This window comes from Streptomyces sp. NPDC001270 (assembly GCF_042896695.1).
Taxonomy (GTDB): Bacteria; Actinomycetota; Actinomycetes; order Streptomycetales; family Streptomycetaceae; genus Streptomyces.
Genome location: NZ_JBIAXM010000008.1, coordinates 77,211 through 94,518 on the forward strand (window position 1 = coordinate 77,211; position 17,308 = coordinate 94,518).

14 protein-coding genes are annotated in these 17,308 nt (G+C 72.7%); 3 read left to right on the plus strand and 11 right to left on the minus strand.

Annotation, left to right across the window (positions count from 1 at the left end; all coding sequences use genetic code 11):
• Positions 1 to 44: 44 nt before the first annotated feature.
• The 6 genes from ACFY2B_RS15430 to ACFY2B_RS15455 form a co-directional block, all read right to left on the minus strand.
• A complete protein-coding gene (locus tag ACFY2B_RS15430; RefSeq protein ID WP_390763628.1) occupies positions 45 to 4,103 on the minus strand; it encodes a lipopolysaccharide biosynthesis protein in 4,059 nt (1,352 codons plus the stop codon).
• The gene (locus tag ACFY2B_RS15435) at positions 4,096 to 4,896 is read right to left on the minus strand and encodes a polysaccharide deacetylase family protein (RefSeq protein WP_390763629.1); all 801 of its coding nucleotides are present in this window, start codon (positions 4,894 to 4,896) and stop codon (positions 4,096 to 4,098) included. The genes ACFY2B_RS15430 and ACFY2B_RS15435 overlap by 8 nt, the downstream gene beginning before the upstream one ends.
• Positions 4,889 to 5,941, minus strand: a complete 1,053-nt coding sequence (locus tag ACFY2B_RS15440; protein ID WP_390763630.1) for a glycosyltransferase family 2 protein — start codon at positions 5,939 to 5,941, stop codon at positions 4,889 to 4,891. The genes ACFY2B_RS15435 and ACFY2B_RS15440 overlap by 8 nt, the downstream gene beginning before the upstream one ends.
• Positions 5,938 to 6,789, minus strand: coding sequence for a glycosyltransferase family 2 protein (locus ACFY2B_RS15445; protein ID WP_390763631.1), 852 nt, complete (start codon positions 6,787 to 6,789; stop codon positions 5,938 to 5,940). The genes ACFY2B_RS15440 and ACFY2B_RS15445 overlap by 4 nt, the downstream gene beginning before the upstream one ends.
• Positions 6,790 to 7,158: 369 nt before the next feature.
• Positions 7,159 to 7,602 (minus strand): hypothetical protein, encoded by a 444-nt coding sequence (locus tag ACFY2B_RS15450; protein WP_390763632.1) that lies wholly within the window; start codon positions 7,600 to 7,602, stop codon positions 7,159 to 7,161.
• A 176-nt stretch (positions 7,603 to 7,778) separates the two neighbouring features.
• Positions 7,779 to 8,987, minus strand: a complete 1,209-nt coding sequence (locus tag ACFY2B_RS15455) for a S8 family peptidase (protein ID WP_390763633.1) — start codon at positions 8,985 to 8,987, stop codon at positions 7,779 to 7,781.
• 315 nt (positions 8,988 to 9,302) lie between these two features.
• Between ACFY2B_RS15455 and ACFY2B_RS15460 the strand changes: the two genes are divergently transcribed.
• Positions 9,303 to 10,109, plus strand: coding sequence for an SGNH/GDSL hydrolase family protein (locus ACFY2B_RS15460; protein ID WP_390763634.1), 807 nt, complete (start codon positions 9,303 to 9,305; stop codon positions 10,107 to 10,109).
• Positions 10,110 to 10,666: 557 nt separating this feature from the next.
• Entirely contained in the window at positions 10,667 to 10,942 is a 276-nt protein-coding gene (locus tag ACFY2B_RS15465) for a hypothetical protein (RefSeq protein ID WP_376537002.1), read from the plus strand.
• Positions 10,943 to 11,210: 268 nt separating this feature from the next.
• Here the strand turns inward: ACFY2B_RS15465 and ACFY2B_RS15470 are convergent, their stop codons facing one another.
• Positions 11,211 to 11,993 (minus strand): ABC transporter permease, encoded by a 783-nt coding sequence (locus ACFY2B_RS15470; protein ID WP_390763635.1) that lies wholly within the window; start codon positions 11,991 to 11,993, stop codon positions 11,211 to 11,213.
• On the minus strand, positions 11,990 to 13,003 hold the full coding sequence (locus tag ACFY2B_RS15475; protein ID WP_390763636.1) for an ATP-binding cassette domain-containing protein: 1,014 nt from the start codon (positions 13,001 to 13,003) through the stop codon (positions 11,990 to 11,992). The genes ACFY2B_RS15470 and ACFY2B_RS15475 overlap by 4 nt, the downstream gene beginning before the upstream one ends.
• Positions 13,004 to 13,067: 64 nt before the next feature.
• Here ACFY2B_RS15475 and ACFY2B_RS15480 point away from each other — a divergent pair, with 64 nt between their 5' ends.
• Complete coding sequence (locus ACFY2B_RS15480; RefSeq protein ID WP_390763637.1) at positions 13,068 to 13,781, plus strand: TetR/AcrR family transcriptional regulator; 714 nt, start codon at positions 13,068 to 13,070, stop codon at positions 13,779 to 13,781.
• Positions 13,782 to 13,861: 80 nt separating this feature from the next.
• On the opposite strand, the gene ACFY2B_RS15485 is transcribed toward ACFY2B_RS15480, so the two are convergent.
• From ACFY2B_RS15485 to hmgA, 3 genes are read right to left on the minus strand one after another with little or no spacing between them, the layout of a single operon-like run.
• A complete protein-coding gene (locus ACFY2B_RS15485; protein ID WP_390763638.1) occupies positions 13,862 to 15,022 on the minus strand; it encodes a type ISP restriction/modification enzyme in 1,161 nt (386 codons plus the stop codon).
• Positions 15,023 to 15,064: 42 nt separating this feature from the next.
• Positions 15,065 to 15,814 carry a GntR family transcriptional regulator gene (locus ACFY2B_RS15490; RefSeq protein WP_390763639.1) on the minus strand — a complete coding sequence of 250 codons (750 nt, stop codon included), beginning with the start codon at positions 15,812 to 15,814 and terminating at the stop codon, positions 15,065 to 15,067.
• Positions 15,815 to 15,841: 27 nt separating this feature from the next.
• Positions 15,842 to 17,158, minus strand: coding sequence for a homogentisate 1,2-dioxygenase (gene hmgA, locus ACFY2B_RS15495; protein ID WP_390763640.1), 1,317 nt, complete (start codon positions 17,156 to 17,158; stop codon positions 15,842 to 15,844).
• Between the last annotated feature and the right edge of the window lie 150 nt (positions 17,159 to 17,308).

Sequence of the window (17,308 nt, forward strand, 5' to 3'; positions counted from 1 at the left end):
GTGCGCCCGAGGTGCCCGGCGGGTCCGGTCGGTCGCTGCGCGCCTCACTTCAGTGTCAGGAACCGCTGTACCAGCGCGACGAGGAACACCACGAGCAGCGGCAGCGAGAACCAGAAACCGCTCTGCACCAGGCGTTCCCGGCGCGGGCCGGGCCACATCGCGACCCGGACCGCCTCCCGCGCGGTCAGCAGTACGGCGAGCGCGACGGCCGCGAGGGCACCGATCACCGACCACGCCGTCCACGTCACCAGCGGCCCGGCCGGACCGGGGTCGGGCGCGGGCACCGCACCCGCGGGCCGTTCCCGCATGGCGTACAGCGTCACGTCCTGGTTGGCCAGGACCTTCGCCAACTCGGGCCGGTCGTCCAGGTGCCGGGTCAGCCGGGACTCCCAGGCCGCCGAGTAGCCCGCGTCCAGCTCCAGATAGGTGACCTGACTCCGGTTGACCATCAGATACGAGTTCGGACCCGCCTCCCGCAACGCCTCGACCAGCCCCGACACCAGCACCGGGTCGGCCGGCGCGAGCGTCGGCACGTAGTCGACCCGCTCCATGTCCCTGGCCCCCCATGGCAGGGCGGGCGTCACGTTGTCGACCGTGTCGTCGCTCAGCCACAGCAGCCGCACGGTCGGCTTGTCATGGGCGTACACATAGTCCATGGCCGCCACCTCGCCCGGCCTGATCCGCTCGAACGGCTCGTTGCCCCAGCGGGCCACCAGGAAGCCGCCCATCAGCAGCAGACCGGCCAGGAGAGCGGCCGACGGAGCGAGGCTCCTCCGGTCGCGGGCGCGTTCGGCCGCGGTCGCGCCGGTGCGCGGGAACAGCGCCAGGGCGGCCAGCAGGGCCGCGCCGGGCAGCGCGAACAGGAAGACGCGCAGCGCCATCTCGCCGCCGTACGACTGCATGCCGAAGCCGAGGAACGGGACGAGGGCCAGCACGGGCAGCGACCGCTCGCGGTACCTGTTCGCGTGCCGCCGCCACCAGCCCACGCAGGCCAGGGCCAGTACCCCGCCGGCCAGCAGCACACGCGCGTACAGCACCGGTTTGTGGCTCGGACTGCCGCCCTGGATACGGCCGGACACCGACGTCGAGACATTGCTGCCGACCCCGCCGACCCCGCCGAACAGCTCGTCGAAGTGCCCGGACCAGTACGGCTCGGCCAGGAGACCGACCCAGGCCGCGACCAGCACCGCGCACAGCAGCGGCAGGCCGCGCAGGTCCGATCTGCCGGTCAGGACCAGCACGGTGAGGACGCCCAGCATCATGAACGGGGTGAGCTGGTGGGCCGGCACGCTCGCCGCGTACAGGCCGAGCACCACCATGAGCAGCACCGCCCGCTGCCGCCGGTTCGTCGGCGCCACCTCCGCCTCGCCGGGGCGGAACCCGGTCCGGACGGCCCGCGGGGTGCGGAACCAGACGAGCAGCACCGCCACGAAGACGAGGTAGAGGAGGTAGGTGAAGCCCTGCGGGGAGAAGTAGTCCTGGCCGATCCAGCCGCTGAGCACGAAGATCCAGATGCCGGTCCACTTGGCCCGCCAGCTCGCCCGCAGCGACCGCACGAGCAGGAACAGCGGTGCCAGGTAGGCGAGTTGGACGGCGGTCGGCCACCAGCGGATGATCTCGGTGAAGTCCGTGACCCCGCAGACCTTGGCGACGAACGCGGCGACCGCGAAGAATCCCGGCCAGCTCCAGCGCGCGTCCAGGTCCGGTACGGCGGACCCGGTGCGGTCGATGTAGTCGATGAACCCGAGATGCTGCCAGGCCGTCGCGAACCGCGGCTCGGTCTCGACGACGGCCGGCAGGGCGTGCAGCGACACCACCGTCGCGAGCAGCGTCACCAGCAGCAGCGCGCGGTGCTCACGGCGCAGCCGGAGCAGCGAGGCGAACAGCGTGACCAGCAGCGCGGCCCCGACGAGCGTCGGCGGCGGCAGCACCGAGACCAGGCCGAGCCCGCCCATCCGGTCCAGGTCGGCCTCGCCGAGCCGCGCCGCCGGCACCCAGTACAGCAGCAGCGCGGCGACCAGCAGACAGCCGAGGACGACACCGGAGCGGGTCGGCGGCAGGATCCGGCGCGCGGGAGCCGGCGGCGACCCGGCGGCCGTCTCCCCGCCGGGCTCCGCCGGTTCGTCGGGCCCGGCGGGCTCCGGCACTCCGGCTCTCCCCCTCCGCCCTGCCGAGTCCGCCCTTGCCGTCCGGCCCACCGCCTTCGGTGCGAAGGCCGCACCGAACGGCGCGTCGGCCGCCGCCTCCCTCAGCGGCGATGCCTCGGCGCCCGGCTCCCTGCCGCACTCCCGGTTCCGGCCGTACTCCGGTACCGGTGCCGCCTCCGCGTCGGCCCACGTTCCCGCCTCCGCTTGCGTTCCCGCGCCGGCCCGCGTCCCCGCGCCGGCCTCGGCCTCCGTTCCCGAGTCTGTCCGCGTTCCCGCGTCGGCCTGCTCGCCCGCGTCGGCCTGCTCGCCCGCGTCGGCCCGCGGCCGAGGTGGCTCGGTCGGCAGGGCCCAGGCCGGCCGGTGGCCCGGATCCGCCGCCGGCGCGTCCGAGGGCGGAGTGCCGGGACCGGGACGCACGTCGGGGCGGCGCTCCTGGTGGTCGAAGCCGACGCGCACGCCGGGGGCGAGGGTGTCGCTGTCCGGCGCCCGGCCCGGCCCGCGCCCACGGAACCGGACGGCCTCGGGGGTCCCCCTGCTCGAAAGTCGAAAGAGGGGCAGCATCTCCAGATCGGCCAGGTCCCCGTCCGGCCCGGTCGCCGCGGGCACCTGCGCGGCCGGCCCGGCCCGGACCGTCCGCCACAGCCGGGGCGCGGCGATCGCCACGATCACCGCGAGGCTGGCGATCTCCGCGACCCCCGCCCCGGTCAGGCCCATCCGGGGGAGCAGCAGCAGCGTCAGCCCGAGCACCAGCACGCACAACAGGCCCTGCAACCAGGCGAGTCCGGCGGTCCGGCTCCGCGCGCGCAGCGTCGCGAAGTACGTCTCCATCACGACCCGCAGCAGGGCGCCCACGGCGAACCAGCGCAGCAGCGGGGTCGCCGCGTCCGCGTAGCCCGCGCCGAACACGCCCAGGATCCATGGCGCCCCGACGAACAGCAGCCCGCAGATCGGCAGCATGATCCGGGTCATCCGGCGCAGCGCGGCCCGGGCGTCGGCGGCCAGCCGCGCGGGGTCGTGCGAGCCCTCGACGGTCAGCGACGCGCCCATGTTGACGGCGAGCAGGTTGACGGTGCCGCCGATGGTGGTGGTGATGTAGAAGTAGGCGTTGTCCTCGGCGCTGACCTGCGCCGCGATGATCACCGGGACGAGGTAGACCACGGCGAGCGAGAACAGCGAGCCGGTGCAGTCCCCGGCGAGGAACCTGCCCATCTCCCCGGGCGTCGGCGGCCGTGCCCGCTCCCGCGTCGCCCGCACGTGCCGGGGCACCAGCCGGCGGAACACCAGCCAGCCCAGCGGCAGCACGGAGGTGGCGATCGCCGCGACCCAGGACACGAAGACCCCGGCCGTCGGGACCGCCGCGGCGAACGCGACCAGCAGGCCCAGCTTCACCGCCGAGAACACGGTGTTGCCCACCGGCACCCAGAGCGCGCTGCGCAGCCCGGTCAGCACGCCGTCCTGGAGGGTGAGCAGATTCCAGGCGACGACGGCCAGCACGAAGCCGAGGCCGGTCACCGGCCCGTGCAGGAACCGGTACGACGGCCCCCACGCGTCCAGCGTCATCAGGAAGACGCCCGCGGCCGGCGCCACCACCAGCGAACTGCCCGCGTACGTACGCAGGACCAGCCGTCCCGTGGCCCGCCCGGACACCGGGACGAAGCGGGCCAGGGCACCGGTCAGGGTGACCGCGGTGAGTCCCGCGAGGAGCTTCATCGCGGCGATCGCGGCGGACCCCTGGCCCACCGCGGACTCGGAGTAGTAGCGGGCCGCCGCGAGCCAGAAGCCGAGGCCGAGGACGGCGGAGACGCCGGTGTTCAGCATCAGGGCGTAGGCGTTGCGCAGCAGTTGGCCACCGCCGGGGGACCGGCCCCGTCCGGGCCGCCGCGGCCGGTGTCCCGGCTGCTCGGCAGCCCGGCCGCCGGGCGCCGCGGCCCCGGTGGCGGTCGTCGTGTCAGACACGGGAACGGCTTGCCTTCCGACGGACCCGGCGGGCTCCGCGGACCAGCGCGTACCCCTGGGTGAGGACACGGTCCTTGGCGAAGACGCGGGCGATCGAGCGGCCGAGGAGCAGCCGCTCGAACTCCTCGGCGTCCGTGCCGCGCCGCACGGTGAGCCGGCGCAGGGCGTACGGACCCTGGCGGCGGCGGGCCTGCGCGTTGCCGACGGCGAGCGCCTGCGCGTACCCGGCCGCCCGCACTGCCCGGCGCACCCGGCGGTCGGAGTAGCCGTACGGATAGGCGAACGAGACCGGGGCGCCGCCCAGTTCGTCGGCGACGATCCGCGTGCACCGGACCAGCTCGTGGCGCAGCGGCCCGTCGTCGAGCTGGTCGAGCTGCGGGTGGGTGTGGCTGTGCCCGCCGATCTCGACACCGGCGGCGGCGAGTTCGCGTACCTGGCGCCAGTCGAGCATGGTGTCCGGACCGCCTCCGGTGTCGTGGGCGCCCTTGATCCAGCCGGTGGAGACGAACAGCGTGGCCGGGAAGGAGTGCTCGGCGAGGACCGGCAGGGCGTGCCGGTGCACGCCCTCGTAGCCGTCGTCGAAGGTGATCAGGACCGGGCGGGCGGGCAGCGGCCGGTCCGAGCGCCAGCGTGCCGCGAGGTCGGCCGTGCCGAGCGGGGTCAGGCCCAGCTCGCCGATCAGCGCCATCTGCTCGGCGAACGCCTCCGGGGCGACCGACAGGACACGGGTGGCGTCGTTCGGCGCGGTGGCGATCGAGTGGTACATCAGGATCGGCACGGGTGCCTCAGTCATGTCCCTCCCCCTGGACGCGCTCGTCCGTCCCCCCGGTCACCGGTACGACCGGGGCCGCCGGGAACGGGGTCCCGCTCCGGCGTGCCCGGACGCTGCCCACCAGGTATCCGCCGGCCGCGGCGAGCACGCCCGCGACGACCGCGCCCGCCCGCCCGGCGCCGCCCGGCCGGGCCAGCAGGGCGTCCCGCAGGCCGCGGGCCACCGCGGCGGGCAGTACCCGGGTGGTGTACCGGCGTTCCGACTCCAGCCCCTTGGCCGCGCCGACGCTGCGCGTCACCAGGGCCTTGGACAGTCCCTCGGCGTACGCGCGCGTGCGGAAGTACGCGAAGTGCTCGCGCGCCTCGGGAACCCGGTGGTGGATCACGGCCCGGTCGTCGATCAGCAGGACCGCGTCCGGCCGGGCGCGGCCGAGCCGGATGCACAGCTCCGTCTCCTCGCAGCCCAGCGGCCGTCGGTCGCCGTCCCGGCCGATGCCGGTGGCGAAGCCGCCCGCCGCGTCGAACGCCGTGCGCCGGAACGACGCGTTCCCGCCCAGTACGTTGCGGACCCGGACCCGCCCCGGCGGCAGACCCCGGTAGGTGCAGCCCACCACCCAGTCGAACTCCTCCGGGAACCAGACCGGCCGCCGCCCGGACGCCCAGACCGGCACCGTCCGCCCGCCGACGGCCAGCACCCGCGGGTCGGCGTACCCCTCGGCGAAGCGGCGCAGCCAGTGCCGTTCGGCGACGGCGTCGTCGTCGAGGAAGGCGACGACCTCCCCGCGCGACGCCGCGATCCCCGTGTTGCGGCCGGCGGACAGCCCGCGCGGCCCGGCGTTGGCGAGCACCCGCACTCCTCGGCCCCCGCGCTTGCCCGCCCTGTGTTCGCCGCGTGCGCCGTACTCCTCGGCCAGTCGCTCCAGGAGCGCAGGGTTGTGGTCGACGACGAGGAGCGTCTCCAGCGCCGGGTACGACTGCTCGTGCACCGAGTCGACCGCCGCGAGGACGTCCTCCCAGCGGTCCTCGGTGTACGCGCAGATCACGACGGAGATGCCCGGACCGCTCAAGACACCTCTCCCCGGACCGAGTCGAGCGGGACCGCGTCGAGGCGTACCGCGTCGGGCGTCGGCGAACGGCGCTCGCGCCGACGCAGGTCACGGCGGTTGGAGCGTTCCCTCAGGATCACCTTGAGCACCCGCAGCCCGTCGCGCACCGCCCGCAGATTGCTGGTGCCGTGGATGCGGAGGTACTCGTGGCTGGGTATCTCCTGCACCCTCAGCCCCGCCTTGACCACTCTGATGTTCATCAGCGTCTCCACCTCGAAGCCCGTGCAGTCGAGGTCGATCGCGTCGAGACAGCGCCGCCAGAACGCGTTGTAGCCGTAGCAGAGGTCGGTGTAGCGGGCGCCGAACTTGCGGTTGACGACCGTGCACAGCGCCCAGTTGCCCAGTTTGCGGACGAAGGTCATGTCGTCGGTGCCGCCGCCGTTGGCGAAGCGCGAGCCCTTGGCGAAGTCGGCGCCCGAGACCAGGGCCGAGACGTACGAGACGATCTCCTGGCCGTCGGCCGAGCCGTCCGCGTCGACCATCACGATGATGTCGCCGGTGCACGCCCCGAACCCGGTGATCAGGGCGTCCCCCTTGCCCCTGCCCCGCTGCTCCACGACCTTGAGCCCGGGCCGGAGCCGACGGGCCACCTGCACGGTGTCGTCGGTGGAATTCCCGTCCACCAGCACCACTTCATGTATCCACTCGGGCAGGGTCTTGAAGACGTAGGGCAGATTCTCCGCCTCGTTCATGGCCGGAATCACGACGCTCACCGGCGGCGCGATGGCCAGGTGCGAGGAGATCGGACGGTATGTGCCGGAAATCGACGGATCTTGGCCCGAAGCGGTCGGGCGCAGAACGGAACTCATGAGTGGTGTCCCTCTCGTCCGGCGGACCGCCCTCCCCCGGGCGGCCCGGCTCTGATTCCGGTTCGAAAGGGGGGTACTCACTCACGGCACGGCGAATTGCTCTCTGTGCACGCGGGTGAGCTGCCAAAAGCTGGCCGGTTCGCCAAAGGCGGCGGACGGCAGCCGGTCGCGCGGCACGGCTCGGTCACCCGTACGGTCACCGAGCACGGCACCCCCCTACCGCGCCCCGCGCCGGAACGTCGCGGTCCTGGCCCTCCCCTGAAGCCGCGTGATGACGGTCCGATGCGGGTGAGATGTCTGACGGTATTGACGATTGAACCCGTATGGCAAGGCCCGGAACGAGACCTCACGTTTGAATTGGTTTGGCCATTACTCGCTTTTACGGGCCGTTACTCCTCGGCCCGAACGGATCTTTTGCATCCGTTCGAGAATTCCCTCGGCCAGGAGCAGCAGCAGACTGAACACGGTCACGGCCAGGATTCCGCCGTCCACCGACCAGCGGTGCACGGCGAGCATGCCCTGGGCCACCAGCATGTCGACGACGACCGCGCCCGCCAGCGAGACGAGCAGCCGGCCGAACGGATCCAGCCCGCGCAGCATCGAGGCGATGGCCGTGGTCGGCGCGGCGAGCAGGAAGAACAGGGCGAACGGACCACGCAGCGGCGACGCCGAACCGGTCAGCGCGAGCAGCGCGCCGACTCCGCCGACGGCGGCCGCGACCCCGGTGAGCAGCGGTGCCAGGTCCCTCCCCGGACCTGGTCGGGCCCGCTCGGAGCCGTCCGCCGAAGGTGCCTTGACGCGAATGGTGCGCATGGCCGACTTTGCCCCCCGAAGCGCCGGATGCCGGGCTTCAATGTCGCGCGGCGCCGCCGGACCGTCAAGATGCCGTGGCGCCCGCGCCGGTGACCGGGCCGCCCCTGGAGACACACGTTCCCCGGAGGCGCCGGCTGCCTCCGGGGAACTGGTGGTCGGACGGGTGCGGACCGGTGTTACGGCACGACCTTCAGGAGCTTGTTCGGCGAACCGGTGCCCACGCCGGAGAGCACGTTGGAGGTGGCGGCGTTCACCAGGGCCGTGGCGACCTGGGCCGGGGTGGCCGAGGCGTGGCCCGCGAGGTAGACGGCGGCGGCACCCGCGACGTGCGGGGTGGCCATCGACGTACCGGAGAGGACCGCGGTCGCGGTGTCGCTGGTGTTGTAGCCCGCCGTGATGCTGGAGCCGGGCGCGAACAGGTCGAGCACCGTGCCGTAGTTGGAGTAGCTTGCCTTGGCGTCGGTGTTGGTGGTGGCGCCGACCGTGATCGCCTCGGTCACCCGGGCCGGGGAGTACGAGGAGGCGTTGAGGCCGTTGTTGCCCGCGGCTATCGCATAGGTGACGCCGCTGGCTATGGAGTTGCGCACAGCGGTGTCCAGCGTGGTGGAGGCGCCGCCGCCGAGCGAGAGGTTGGCGACCGAGGGTCCGCTGTGGTTGGCGGTCACCCAGTCGATGCCCGCGATGACCCCGGCGGTGGTGCCGGAGCCGCTGTTGTCGAGCACGCGGACCGCGACGATCTTCGCCTTCTTGGCCACGCCGTAGGTGGAGCCCGCGATGGTGGTGGCCACGTGGGTGCCGTGACCGTTGCCGTCGGAGGCCGTGGTGTCGCCGTCCACCGCGTCGTAGCCGTAGGAGGCCCGGCCGCTGATCTGGGTGTGCGTGATGCGCACGCCGGTGTCGATGACGTACGCGGTCACCCCGCTGTCCGCGCTGTCCGGGTAGGTGTAGGTGCCGGAGAGCGGGAGCGAGGTCTGGTCGACGCGGTCCAGGCCCCAGGGGGCGTTGGACTGCGTCGTGTCGGTCAGGTGGACCGTCTGGTTCTGCTCGACGGAGGCTACCGCCGGGTCGGCGGCGAGTCTCGCGGCCTGGTCCGCCGAGAGGTTCGCGGAGTAGCCGTTCAGCGCGGCGCCGAACGTCTTCCGCACCGTGCCGCCGTACTCCTCGACCAGGTCCTTGCCGGTGCTCGACGCGGCCTTGATTCCGGTGCCGGTCTTCAGGGTGACGATGTAGCTGCCGTCCACCGCGTCGGGGGAGTTCGCGGCGAGCACCGTGCCGGTGGCCGGGGCGGCGTGCGCCGGGAGCGCGGTGAGAGCGCCCACGAGGGCGGTGGCGGCCACGCCGGTGAGGGTGGCGAGGCGGAACTTCCTACTGCGCAACTGTGCCATTACGAGGGGGTCCTCCTCCTGGCGGAGCGCGCCCGGGTCGGCGCGCTCGTGTGGGGGGTGCGGGCGGGATCGCCCGCACGGCCCCGGACCGTCGCGTTCCTTTCCGGGGCTGGGTAAAGCGTCGGTCGTCTACGGGCGTAGAACAAGGCTGTTGACGAGGTGTCAACAAAGCTGTCATGAACGCGAAATCACTCGATCGGTGAACGAGCGGAGTCGATCCGGTCCGGACCGGAAAAGAATTGGCATGAACACTTCCAGTCAACACGCGTAGCTGGTACCACAGTTGAGGCAGAGATCCTGCTAAAGGGAGGTTCCATGAGACGTTCCCGACTTACCGCATATCTCATCTCAACCCTCTTCGCCGTCGGCGCCGCCCTCACCGGGGCCGCCACTGCGCAGGCGTCCGAACTCGCGGCGGCCGGCGGCTACGTGGCGCTCGGCGACTCCTACTCCTCCGGGGTCGGGGCGGGCAGCTACATCAGCTCCAGCGGTGACTGCGACCGCAGCACCAACGCCTACCCCTACCTGTACAACGCGGCCCACGCCCCGTCGTCGTTCGCGTTCAACGCCTGCTCCGGCGCCACCACGGACGATGTCCTCGCGGGCCAGCTGGGCTCGCTCAACTCCTCCACCGGCCTCGTGTCCATCACCATCGGCGGCAACGACGCGGGGTTCGCCGACGTGATGACGACCTGTGTGCTCAACTCCGACAGCACCTGCCTGTCCCGCATCAACACCGCCCGGTCCTACGTCGCCTCGACGCTGCCCGGCAAGCTCGACACCACCTACTCGACGATCAGGGCCAAGGCCCCGTCCGCCCGTGTCGTCGTGATCGGCTACCCCCGCTTCTACAAGCTGGGCGCGACGTGCGTGGGCCTCTCCGAGACCAAGCGGTCCGCGATCAACGACGCGGCCGACTACATGAACAGCGTCATCTCCCAGCGTGCCGCCGCCCACGGCTTCGTCTTCGGCGACGTCCGCACCACCTTCACCGGCCATGAGATCTGCTCCGGCGACTCCTGGCTGCACAGCGTGAACTGGCTCGACATCGGCACCTCGTACCACCCCACCGCGGCCGGCCAGTCCGGCGGCTACCTGCCGGTGCTCAACAACAACGACTGATCCGTCAGGGCGCGCAGGACGGATCCGAGGGAGAGTCCGAAGGTGAAGCGGAGGCCCCGTCCGGCGGGGTCTCCGTAGCCGTGCACGTCACGGAGCACGAAACCGGGCCGGACCTCGCCCGCACCGGAGCGCGTACCTCCATGCCGATCGCGTTCTCGGCCGTCCCGCTTTCCGAGGACGCGGTGCCGGGCGGACCCGGGCACGTGAGATCGCCCACGTTCTCGTCGCCCCGATGTCCGTGCGACCGGTGCGGTGCGCGCGCCCCTGTGCGCGTCCGCGTCCCCCCGGTCCCACCGCCGGTGACACGCCCTCGGGCCTAACCGGACGCAGCGGGTCCATGTCGTCACTCGCCGTGACCGTCAGTCGGTCTGTCGCACTCTGTGGCCCACCAGTCAGCCCGTTGCGCAACTCGCCCTGAAATCGGTCGGATTCGGAGAGTAATCGTCAACCTCCTTACGGGGAAGGTGAATACTGTGGGCGTGATACCCGAGTGGCCGCATGGGGCGATAGGGTTACCCTGCCCGCGCCGGGTGGACTCGTTACGGGTGGGGAGTGACATGGAGCAGATAACAGTGCGAAGCAGGGCGAGGGTCCCTGCGATCACCTGCGGGAGCAGTGCGAGCAGTTCGCGCCTCGACCGCCATCTCTCGGTGCTGGCGGGTCCCGCCATACCGCAGCAGAAGGCGGCCGAAGCGACATCGCTGATGCGTGAGCTGACCGCACGTGACTCCAGGCAGGAGTGCAGCGACCGGGACACGCGCGTGCGTCGTGTCTCCCTCTTCGCGCCGCTGCGGCGGCTGCGCCGCTCGCTGTTCGGCGGCAACAAGCACTGACCGACGGGCACCTGCCCGGGCCGCAAGCCGCCTCGGCGTACCGCTGCGATCTCGTCGTCCGTCATCCCCACGGCCACGCAGCGGCGCCGCGGCGTGCTGTCCGAGCGCCCGCACGTCCCCCGTCCTCGCCCGGCAGCGAACGGGGGACGGCATCGACACCACCGACCACATCGACGGTCACACCCCGGCCCGCTCGGCGTCCCCGCCTCCCACCACCGCTCCCGGCAGCCGGCGGCCGGTCCCTACGGCCGGCGAGGGTGTGCGCCGTTCACCGCTCGCCGTGCGCGTACCGGCGTACGGCGAGCGGCAGGAACACCGCGATCAGCACGACGCTCCACAGCAGTGACCCGGCGACCGGATGGGCGACCGGCCAGGCGGCACCCGCCGGGACCGGAGCATTGCCGAACAGGTCCCGCAGGGCGGTGGTCACCGCGCTGATCGGATTCCACTCGGCGAGCGTGCGCAGCACGCCCGGCAGATTGTCGGTGGGAATGTAGGCGTTGGACAGCAGGGGCAGGACGAAGGTCGCGGCGCCGAGCTGCCCGGCGGCCTCCTCGCTCCGGGTGAGCAGGCCGAGAAGCATCCCGATGCTCGTACAGGCGAACCGGAACAGCAGCAGCAGGCCCACCGCCGCCGGCACCCCGGCCGCCGGACCCTCGACCCGCCAGCCGACCGCCAGCCCGACCAGCAGCAGTGGCACCGTGCCGAGCGCGGAGACGGCCAGGTCCGCCACGGCCTGGCCGAGCGGCACGGCGGCCCGGCTCACCGGCATCGTCAGGAAACGGTCGGTCACGCCCCGGTGCCAGTCCTGGGCGGCCTGGAACATCCCCGTCATGATCCCGCCCGCCGCGGTCGCCGCCAGCAGCCCCGGGAGCAGGAAGGACCGGTACTCCCGGCCGGGCATGGCGAGCGCGCTGCCGAAGACGTAGCCGAAGAACAGCAGCATGTTCACCGGCATGACCTGGGTCAGGACCGTGACCCCCGGACTGTTGCGGACCCGGCGCAGTTGCCGGCCCGCCATCGCGGCACCGTCGTGCAGCAGCGCGCTCATGCCGCACGCTCCTTCCGGCAGCCGCCGTCGGGGGCCGTCCGCTCGCCGCTCCCGGTGCGCTCACCGGCCGGACCCCCCGTCGTCCCGCCGGTCAGCCGGAGGAAGACGTCGTCGAGGGTCGGCGGGCGCAGCCGGGCGTCCAGCAACGGCACGCCCGCCGCGTCGAGTTCGCGCACCAGACGGGGCAGGGTCAGGGTGGCGTCGGTGGTGACCGCGCCCACCGTGTGCCGCTCGTGGTCGAGTGCCGGTTCGTGGCCGGTCAGCCGGTCCAGGACACCGGCCGCCCGCACCAGCGCGTCGGTGTGCGCGACGACGACCTCGGCGTAGGAGCCGATGACGGCCTTGAGTTCGGCGGGCGAACCGGTGTGCGCGACCCGGCCCCGGTCCAGCAGGGCGACCCGGTCGGCCAGCCGGTCGGCCTCCTCCAGGTACTGCGTGGTCAGCAGCACGGTGGTGCCCTCGGCCGCCAGTTCGCGCACCGCGTCCTGGATCCGGTTCCGGCCGGCCGGGTCGAGACCGGTGGTGGGTTCGTCCAGGAAGATCACGTCGGGGCGGCGGACGAGGCTCGCCGCCAGGTCCAGCCGGCGCCGCATGCCACCCGAGTAGGTGGCCGCCCGCCGGTCGGCGGCCTCGGTCAGGCCGAACCGGTCGAGCAGGTCCGCGGCGCGCTCGGCCGGGCCGCGCACCCGGTGCAGGCGCGCGAACAGCCGCAGGTTCTGCCGTCCGGTGAGGTCGCCGTCGATCGACGCGTACTGCCCGGTGACAGCGATCCGGCGGCGTACCGCCGCGGCCTCCCGCACGAGGTCGTGCCCCGCGACCCGGGCCGAACCCGCGTCCGGCCGCAGCAGCGTGGCGAGCAGCCGCACGGCCGTCGTCTTCCCCGCCCCGTTCGGGCCGAGCAGTCCGCAGACCGTGCCGCGCGCGACGGCCAGATCCAGTCCGCGCAGGGCGTGCACGGTGCCGAACCGCTTTTCCAGTCCTTCACTAAGTACAGCGTACGTAGTATCCATGGGTCGACCATAGCGCACTACGTACGCCGTACGTAACTAGGATGGGAGTGCGAGGTGATGATCCATGGCAGCCCGAGGGGCCGTTCCCGAAGTGATCTGGGCCCGTCCCGAGCGCACGGGACGTGGCCCCAGACCGGCGTACACCCGCGCGGACATCGCGGGCGCTGCCGTGCGGATCGCCGACGCGCACGGTCTCGACGCGGTCTCGATGCGGCACGTCGCGGCCGAACTGGACTGCGGCACCATGTCGCTGTACAACTACGTCCCCCGCAAGGAGGACCTGTACGAGCTGATGGTGGACGCGGTCAGCGGCGAGCACGAGCTGTGGCGGCCCGACGGGGACTGGCGCGCGGACATGAACCAGGTGGCGCGGCAGACGCGCGCCCTGATGCACCGGCACACCTGGCTGCCGCGGCTGATGTCACCCGTCTACGGCTTCAGCCCGAACGCCCTGCGCTATCTCGAACACTGTCTGGTCTGCCTGGAACCGCTCGACGCGACCTCCGGCACGAAGCTGGAACTGATCGCGATGCTCAACGGCGTCGTCACGACCTACGTCAGGAACGAACTGGAGACCGCGGAGCGCACCCGCTCGCTGCCCTGGACCCAGGAGCAGGAGGACGCGGTCCGCATCGCCTACCTCGGCGGCCGGATCGCCTCGGGCGACTATCCGCACCTGGCCGCGGCCTTCGCGGAGGATGCCGGGCCGATCGATCTGGAGGCGGTCTTCCAACGCGCCCTGGACCGCGTCCTCGACTCCTTCGCCGCGTTCGCCTGAGCGCCCCGCCGGCCGGGCGGGGCCTGCGGTCGTCCGTGCCCCGCGGCACCGCCGGCCTCCAGGGGCTTCGTCCGGCCCGTTCAGATCAGCGCGAACTGGCCCTCCGGGCCTTCCTCGTGGTGGTCGAGGACCGAGGCCGGCCGGCGGGACGAGTCCGGCGGCGGGAGCACGGCCGCCGCGCGCAGCTCCGCTGCCGTGATCGGTGAGGTCACCGTCAACTCGGACATCTCCGAGCGCAGTTCCGCCAGCAGCGCCAGCACCGTGATCAGTTCGAGCAGTTCCGACGTCCAGGTCTGCGGCCAGACCGCCGGGCGGACGGCGGCCAGGGTGCCGGGCGCGGCCCCGGCCGTCCGCGCGGTGAACCACTCCTCCAGCACCCGCACTCCGGACACCTCGAAGTCCCAGGCCCCGGGCGGGACCGGCGCGATGCGGCCCTCGTCGAACCGGAGGCACTCCTCGTCCCGGTCGTAGCCGACGGTTTCGGGGCGCGGCGGAAGCGGGGCGCGAACGTAGGGGCGACGGCCGCCGGGGAGCTTGGGGCGCTCGCCGTCGCGGCGCATCAGCCACAGCAGGCGACGGCCCAGTGCCACCCCCCGCGACCACAGTCCGGGGTCCTCCGTGAGCGGCACCGCCGGGCCCGGACGGGCCGCCGCCAGCGCCCAGGCCAGCACGTCCAGAGGCGTGGGGGACAGGCCCAGACGGGTGCCCAGATGGTCCAGCAGGCCGGGCGCCAGATTGGGCTCGTGGCCGCCCGGCCGCCGGTACAGCGGCCGGATGCGGCCCGGGCGCAGGACGGGCAGCAGCGACGTCGCCAGGAGCAGCGGTCCCGGTCCCTCCTCGGCCGTCTCCACGGCGAACACCTGGTGTCCGTCCGTCACCCGCCACAGCTCCGGGCGGGCCGAGTCGATCAGCCGCTGGTCGGGGATCAGCCACTGCTCGTCGAAGGGCGCGGCGAGCACGCGGACCGGCTCGGGGCACGGGCCCGCCGCCCGCGCCAGCCGCTCGGTGCCACTGGGCTGGCCGGGCAACTGGCCGACGGCCGAGTGCAGCGTGCGCGAACGGGTCGGCTCGAACAGGGTCTCCCGGTCCGGACCCGCGGCCTTCACCAGGGCGTCCCAGCGGGCCCTCAGGGAACCGGCGTCGGGGGCCGCCGGCCACCCCCGGCCGATCCGCGGCGGTGCGACGGACCACGGCATGAGGTCCGCGAGCAGCGGAGCGTCGTCGTGCGTCACGCTGGGCATGGTACGACCTTCCGTGCGCGGGCGGGCCCGGAGCCGGCGGGGTCAGGTGGCTTCGAGAGTGACCGTGAAGGAGAAGCGGTCCCCGCGGTAGTGGATGACCGCCACGTCCAGGACCCGGCCCGCCGCGTCGTAGATCACGCCCGTGTAGTGCAGGATCGGGCTGAGCAGCGGCACTTGGAGCAGCCGTGCCGTCTCCGGGTCGGCGAGCCGGGCCTCCACGGTGTCCGTGATGCGGCCGATGTCCGCGCCCACGACGTCCCGCAGCACCTTCGTCATCGGCCAGCGGACGAGGTCCTCCGGGTCGAAGTGCCGGGCCAGCGAGGGACGGACGTAGTTGCGGGCGTGGTTGGTCGGCTCGCCGCTGCCCTCGTCGCACCGCAGCCGGTGGTACGTCTCCACCTCGGCCAGGTCCGGGAAGTACTCGCTGAGTTCGCCCGGCACCGCCGCCGGACCGCGGTCCAGCAGTTCGGTCGTCATCCCGGACTGCTGGGCCACGATCGCGTCGACCGAGCCGAGCAGCCGCACCGGGGAGCCCCGCCGTGCGCCGGGCTCGATGAACGTGCCGCGCCGCCGGTGCCGGCTGATCAGCCCCTCGCCCTCCAGCTCCTTCAGCGCCTGCCGCATGGTCAGCACACTCACCCCGTAGTGCTCCGCCAGCCGTTCCTCGGTGGGCAGCCGCAGCGAGTCCTGGGGTGAGCGGCCGAGTATCGAGGCGCGGAGGGACTGCGACACCTGATACCAGAGCGGCAGCTTGCGGTTCAGGACGATCGAGTCCGGGGCGAATGATGTCACCGGGCTATCCGTACCTGTCGCGACCGTTCAGCGCAACGGGCGGAAGTGCCGTTCGATGCCCCGCCAGACGCCGTCGTAGTCCTGCTGGAGGTGGTCCGCGCGGGCCGCCTGCGCGGTGAGCGTGACCGGCCAGCGGGTCTCGAACATGAACGCGAGGCCGTCGTCGATCCGCTGCGGCTTCAGTTCGGCGGCGCTCGCCCGGTCGAACGTGGCCCGGTCCGGGCCGTGCGCCGACATCATGTTGTGCAGCGAGCCGCCGCCCGGCACGAAGCCCTCCGCCTTGGCGTCGTACGCGCCCTCGACCAGGCCCATGTACTCGCTCATCACGTTCCGGTGGAAGTACGGCGGCCGGAAGGTGTCCTCGCCCACCAGCCAGCGCGGCGCGAACACCACGAAGTCGACACCGGCGAGCCCGGGGGTGTCGGACGGCGACGTGAGCACCGTGAAGATCGACGGGTCCGGGTGGTCGTACGAGATGGTCCCGAGCACATTGAAACGGCGCAGGTCGTAGACGTACGGGACGTGGTTGCCGTGCCAGGCGACCACGTCGAGCGGCGAGTGGTCGTAGACGGCGGTCCACAGGTTGCCGCAGAACTTGTTCACCACCTCCACCGGTCCCTCGACGTCCTCGAACGCGGCGAGGGGCGCCCGGAAGTCACGGGCGTTGGCCAGCCCGTTGGCGCCGATCGGACCGAGGTCCGGCAACTGGAACGGCGAGCCGTAGTTCTCGCACACGTAGCCGCGGGCGGTGTCGTCCAGCAGTTCCGCGCGGAAGCGCACCCCGCGCGGAATCAGCGCCACGTGGCCGGGCTCCGCACGCAGCAGGCCGAGTTCCGTGCGCAGCAGCAGCCCGCCGCGCTCCGGCACGATCAGCAACTCTCCGTCGGCGTCGCCGAAGACCCGTTCCATCGAGGCGTTGGCGTGGTAGAGGTGCACGGCCATGCCGCTGCGCACGGTGGCGTCGCCGTTGCCGCCGAGGGTCCACAGCCCGGCGAGGAAGTCCGTTCCGGCGGGCGGCTCCGGCAGCGGGTTCCAGCGCAGCCGGTTCGGGTCCGGCGCCGTCTCGGCGAACGGGGCCGTGCGCAGCCCGCCGTTGTCGGCGCGGGTGAACGCCGGGTGCGCGGCGGACGGGCGGATGCGGTACAGCCAGGAGCGGCGGTTGCGCGCCCGCGGCTCGGTGAACGCCGTGCCGCTCAACTGCTCCGCGTACAGCCCGAGCGGGGCGCGTTGCGGGGAGTTGCGGCCCTCCGGCAGGGCGCCGGGCACCGCCTCCGAGGTGTGCTCGTTGCCGAAGCCGGAGAGATAGGCCAGTCCCTCGGCGGTCTTGCGCGCGTCCTCACTCATGATCGCTCCCTCGCGAACCCGGATCCGGTGCCCTCGCCATTCCTATGGATCACCATAGGAATATGGTTGCGCGGGCACAAGGTTTTCGCGCGTCCTGCGACCGACGGACGGTCCGGCTGCTCCCTGAGAGGGAGGACGCCGGCCGGAACC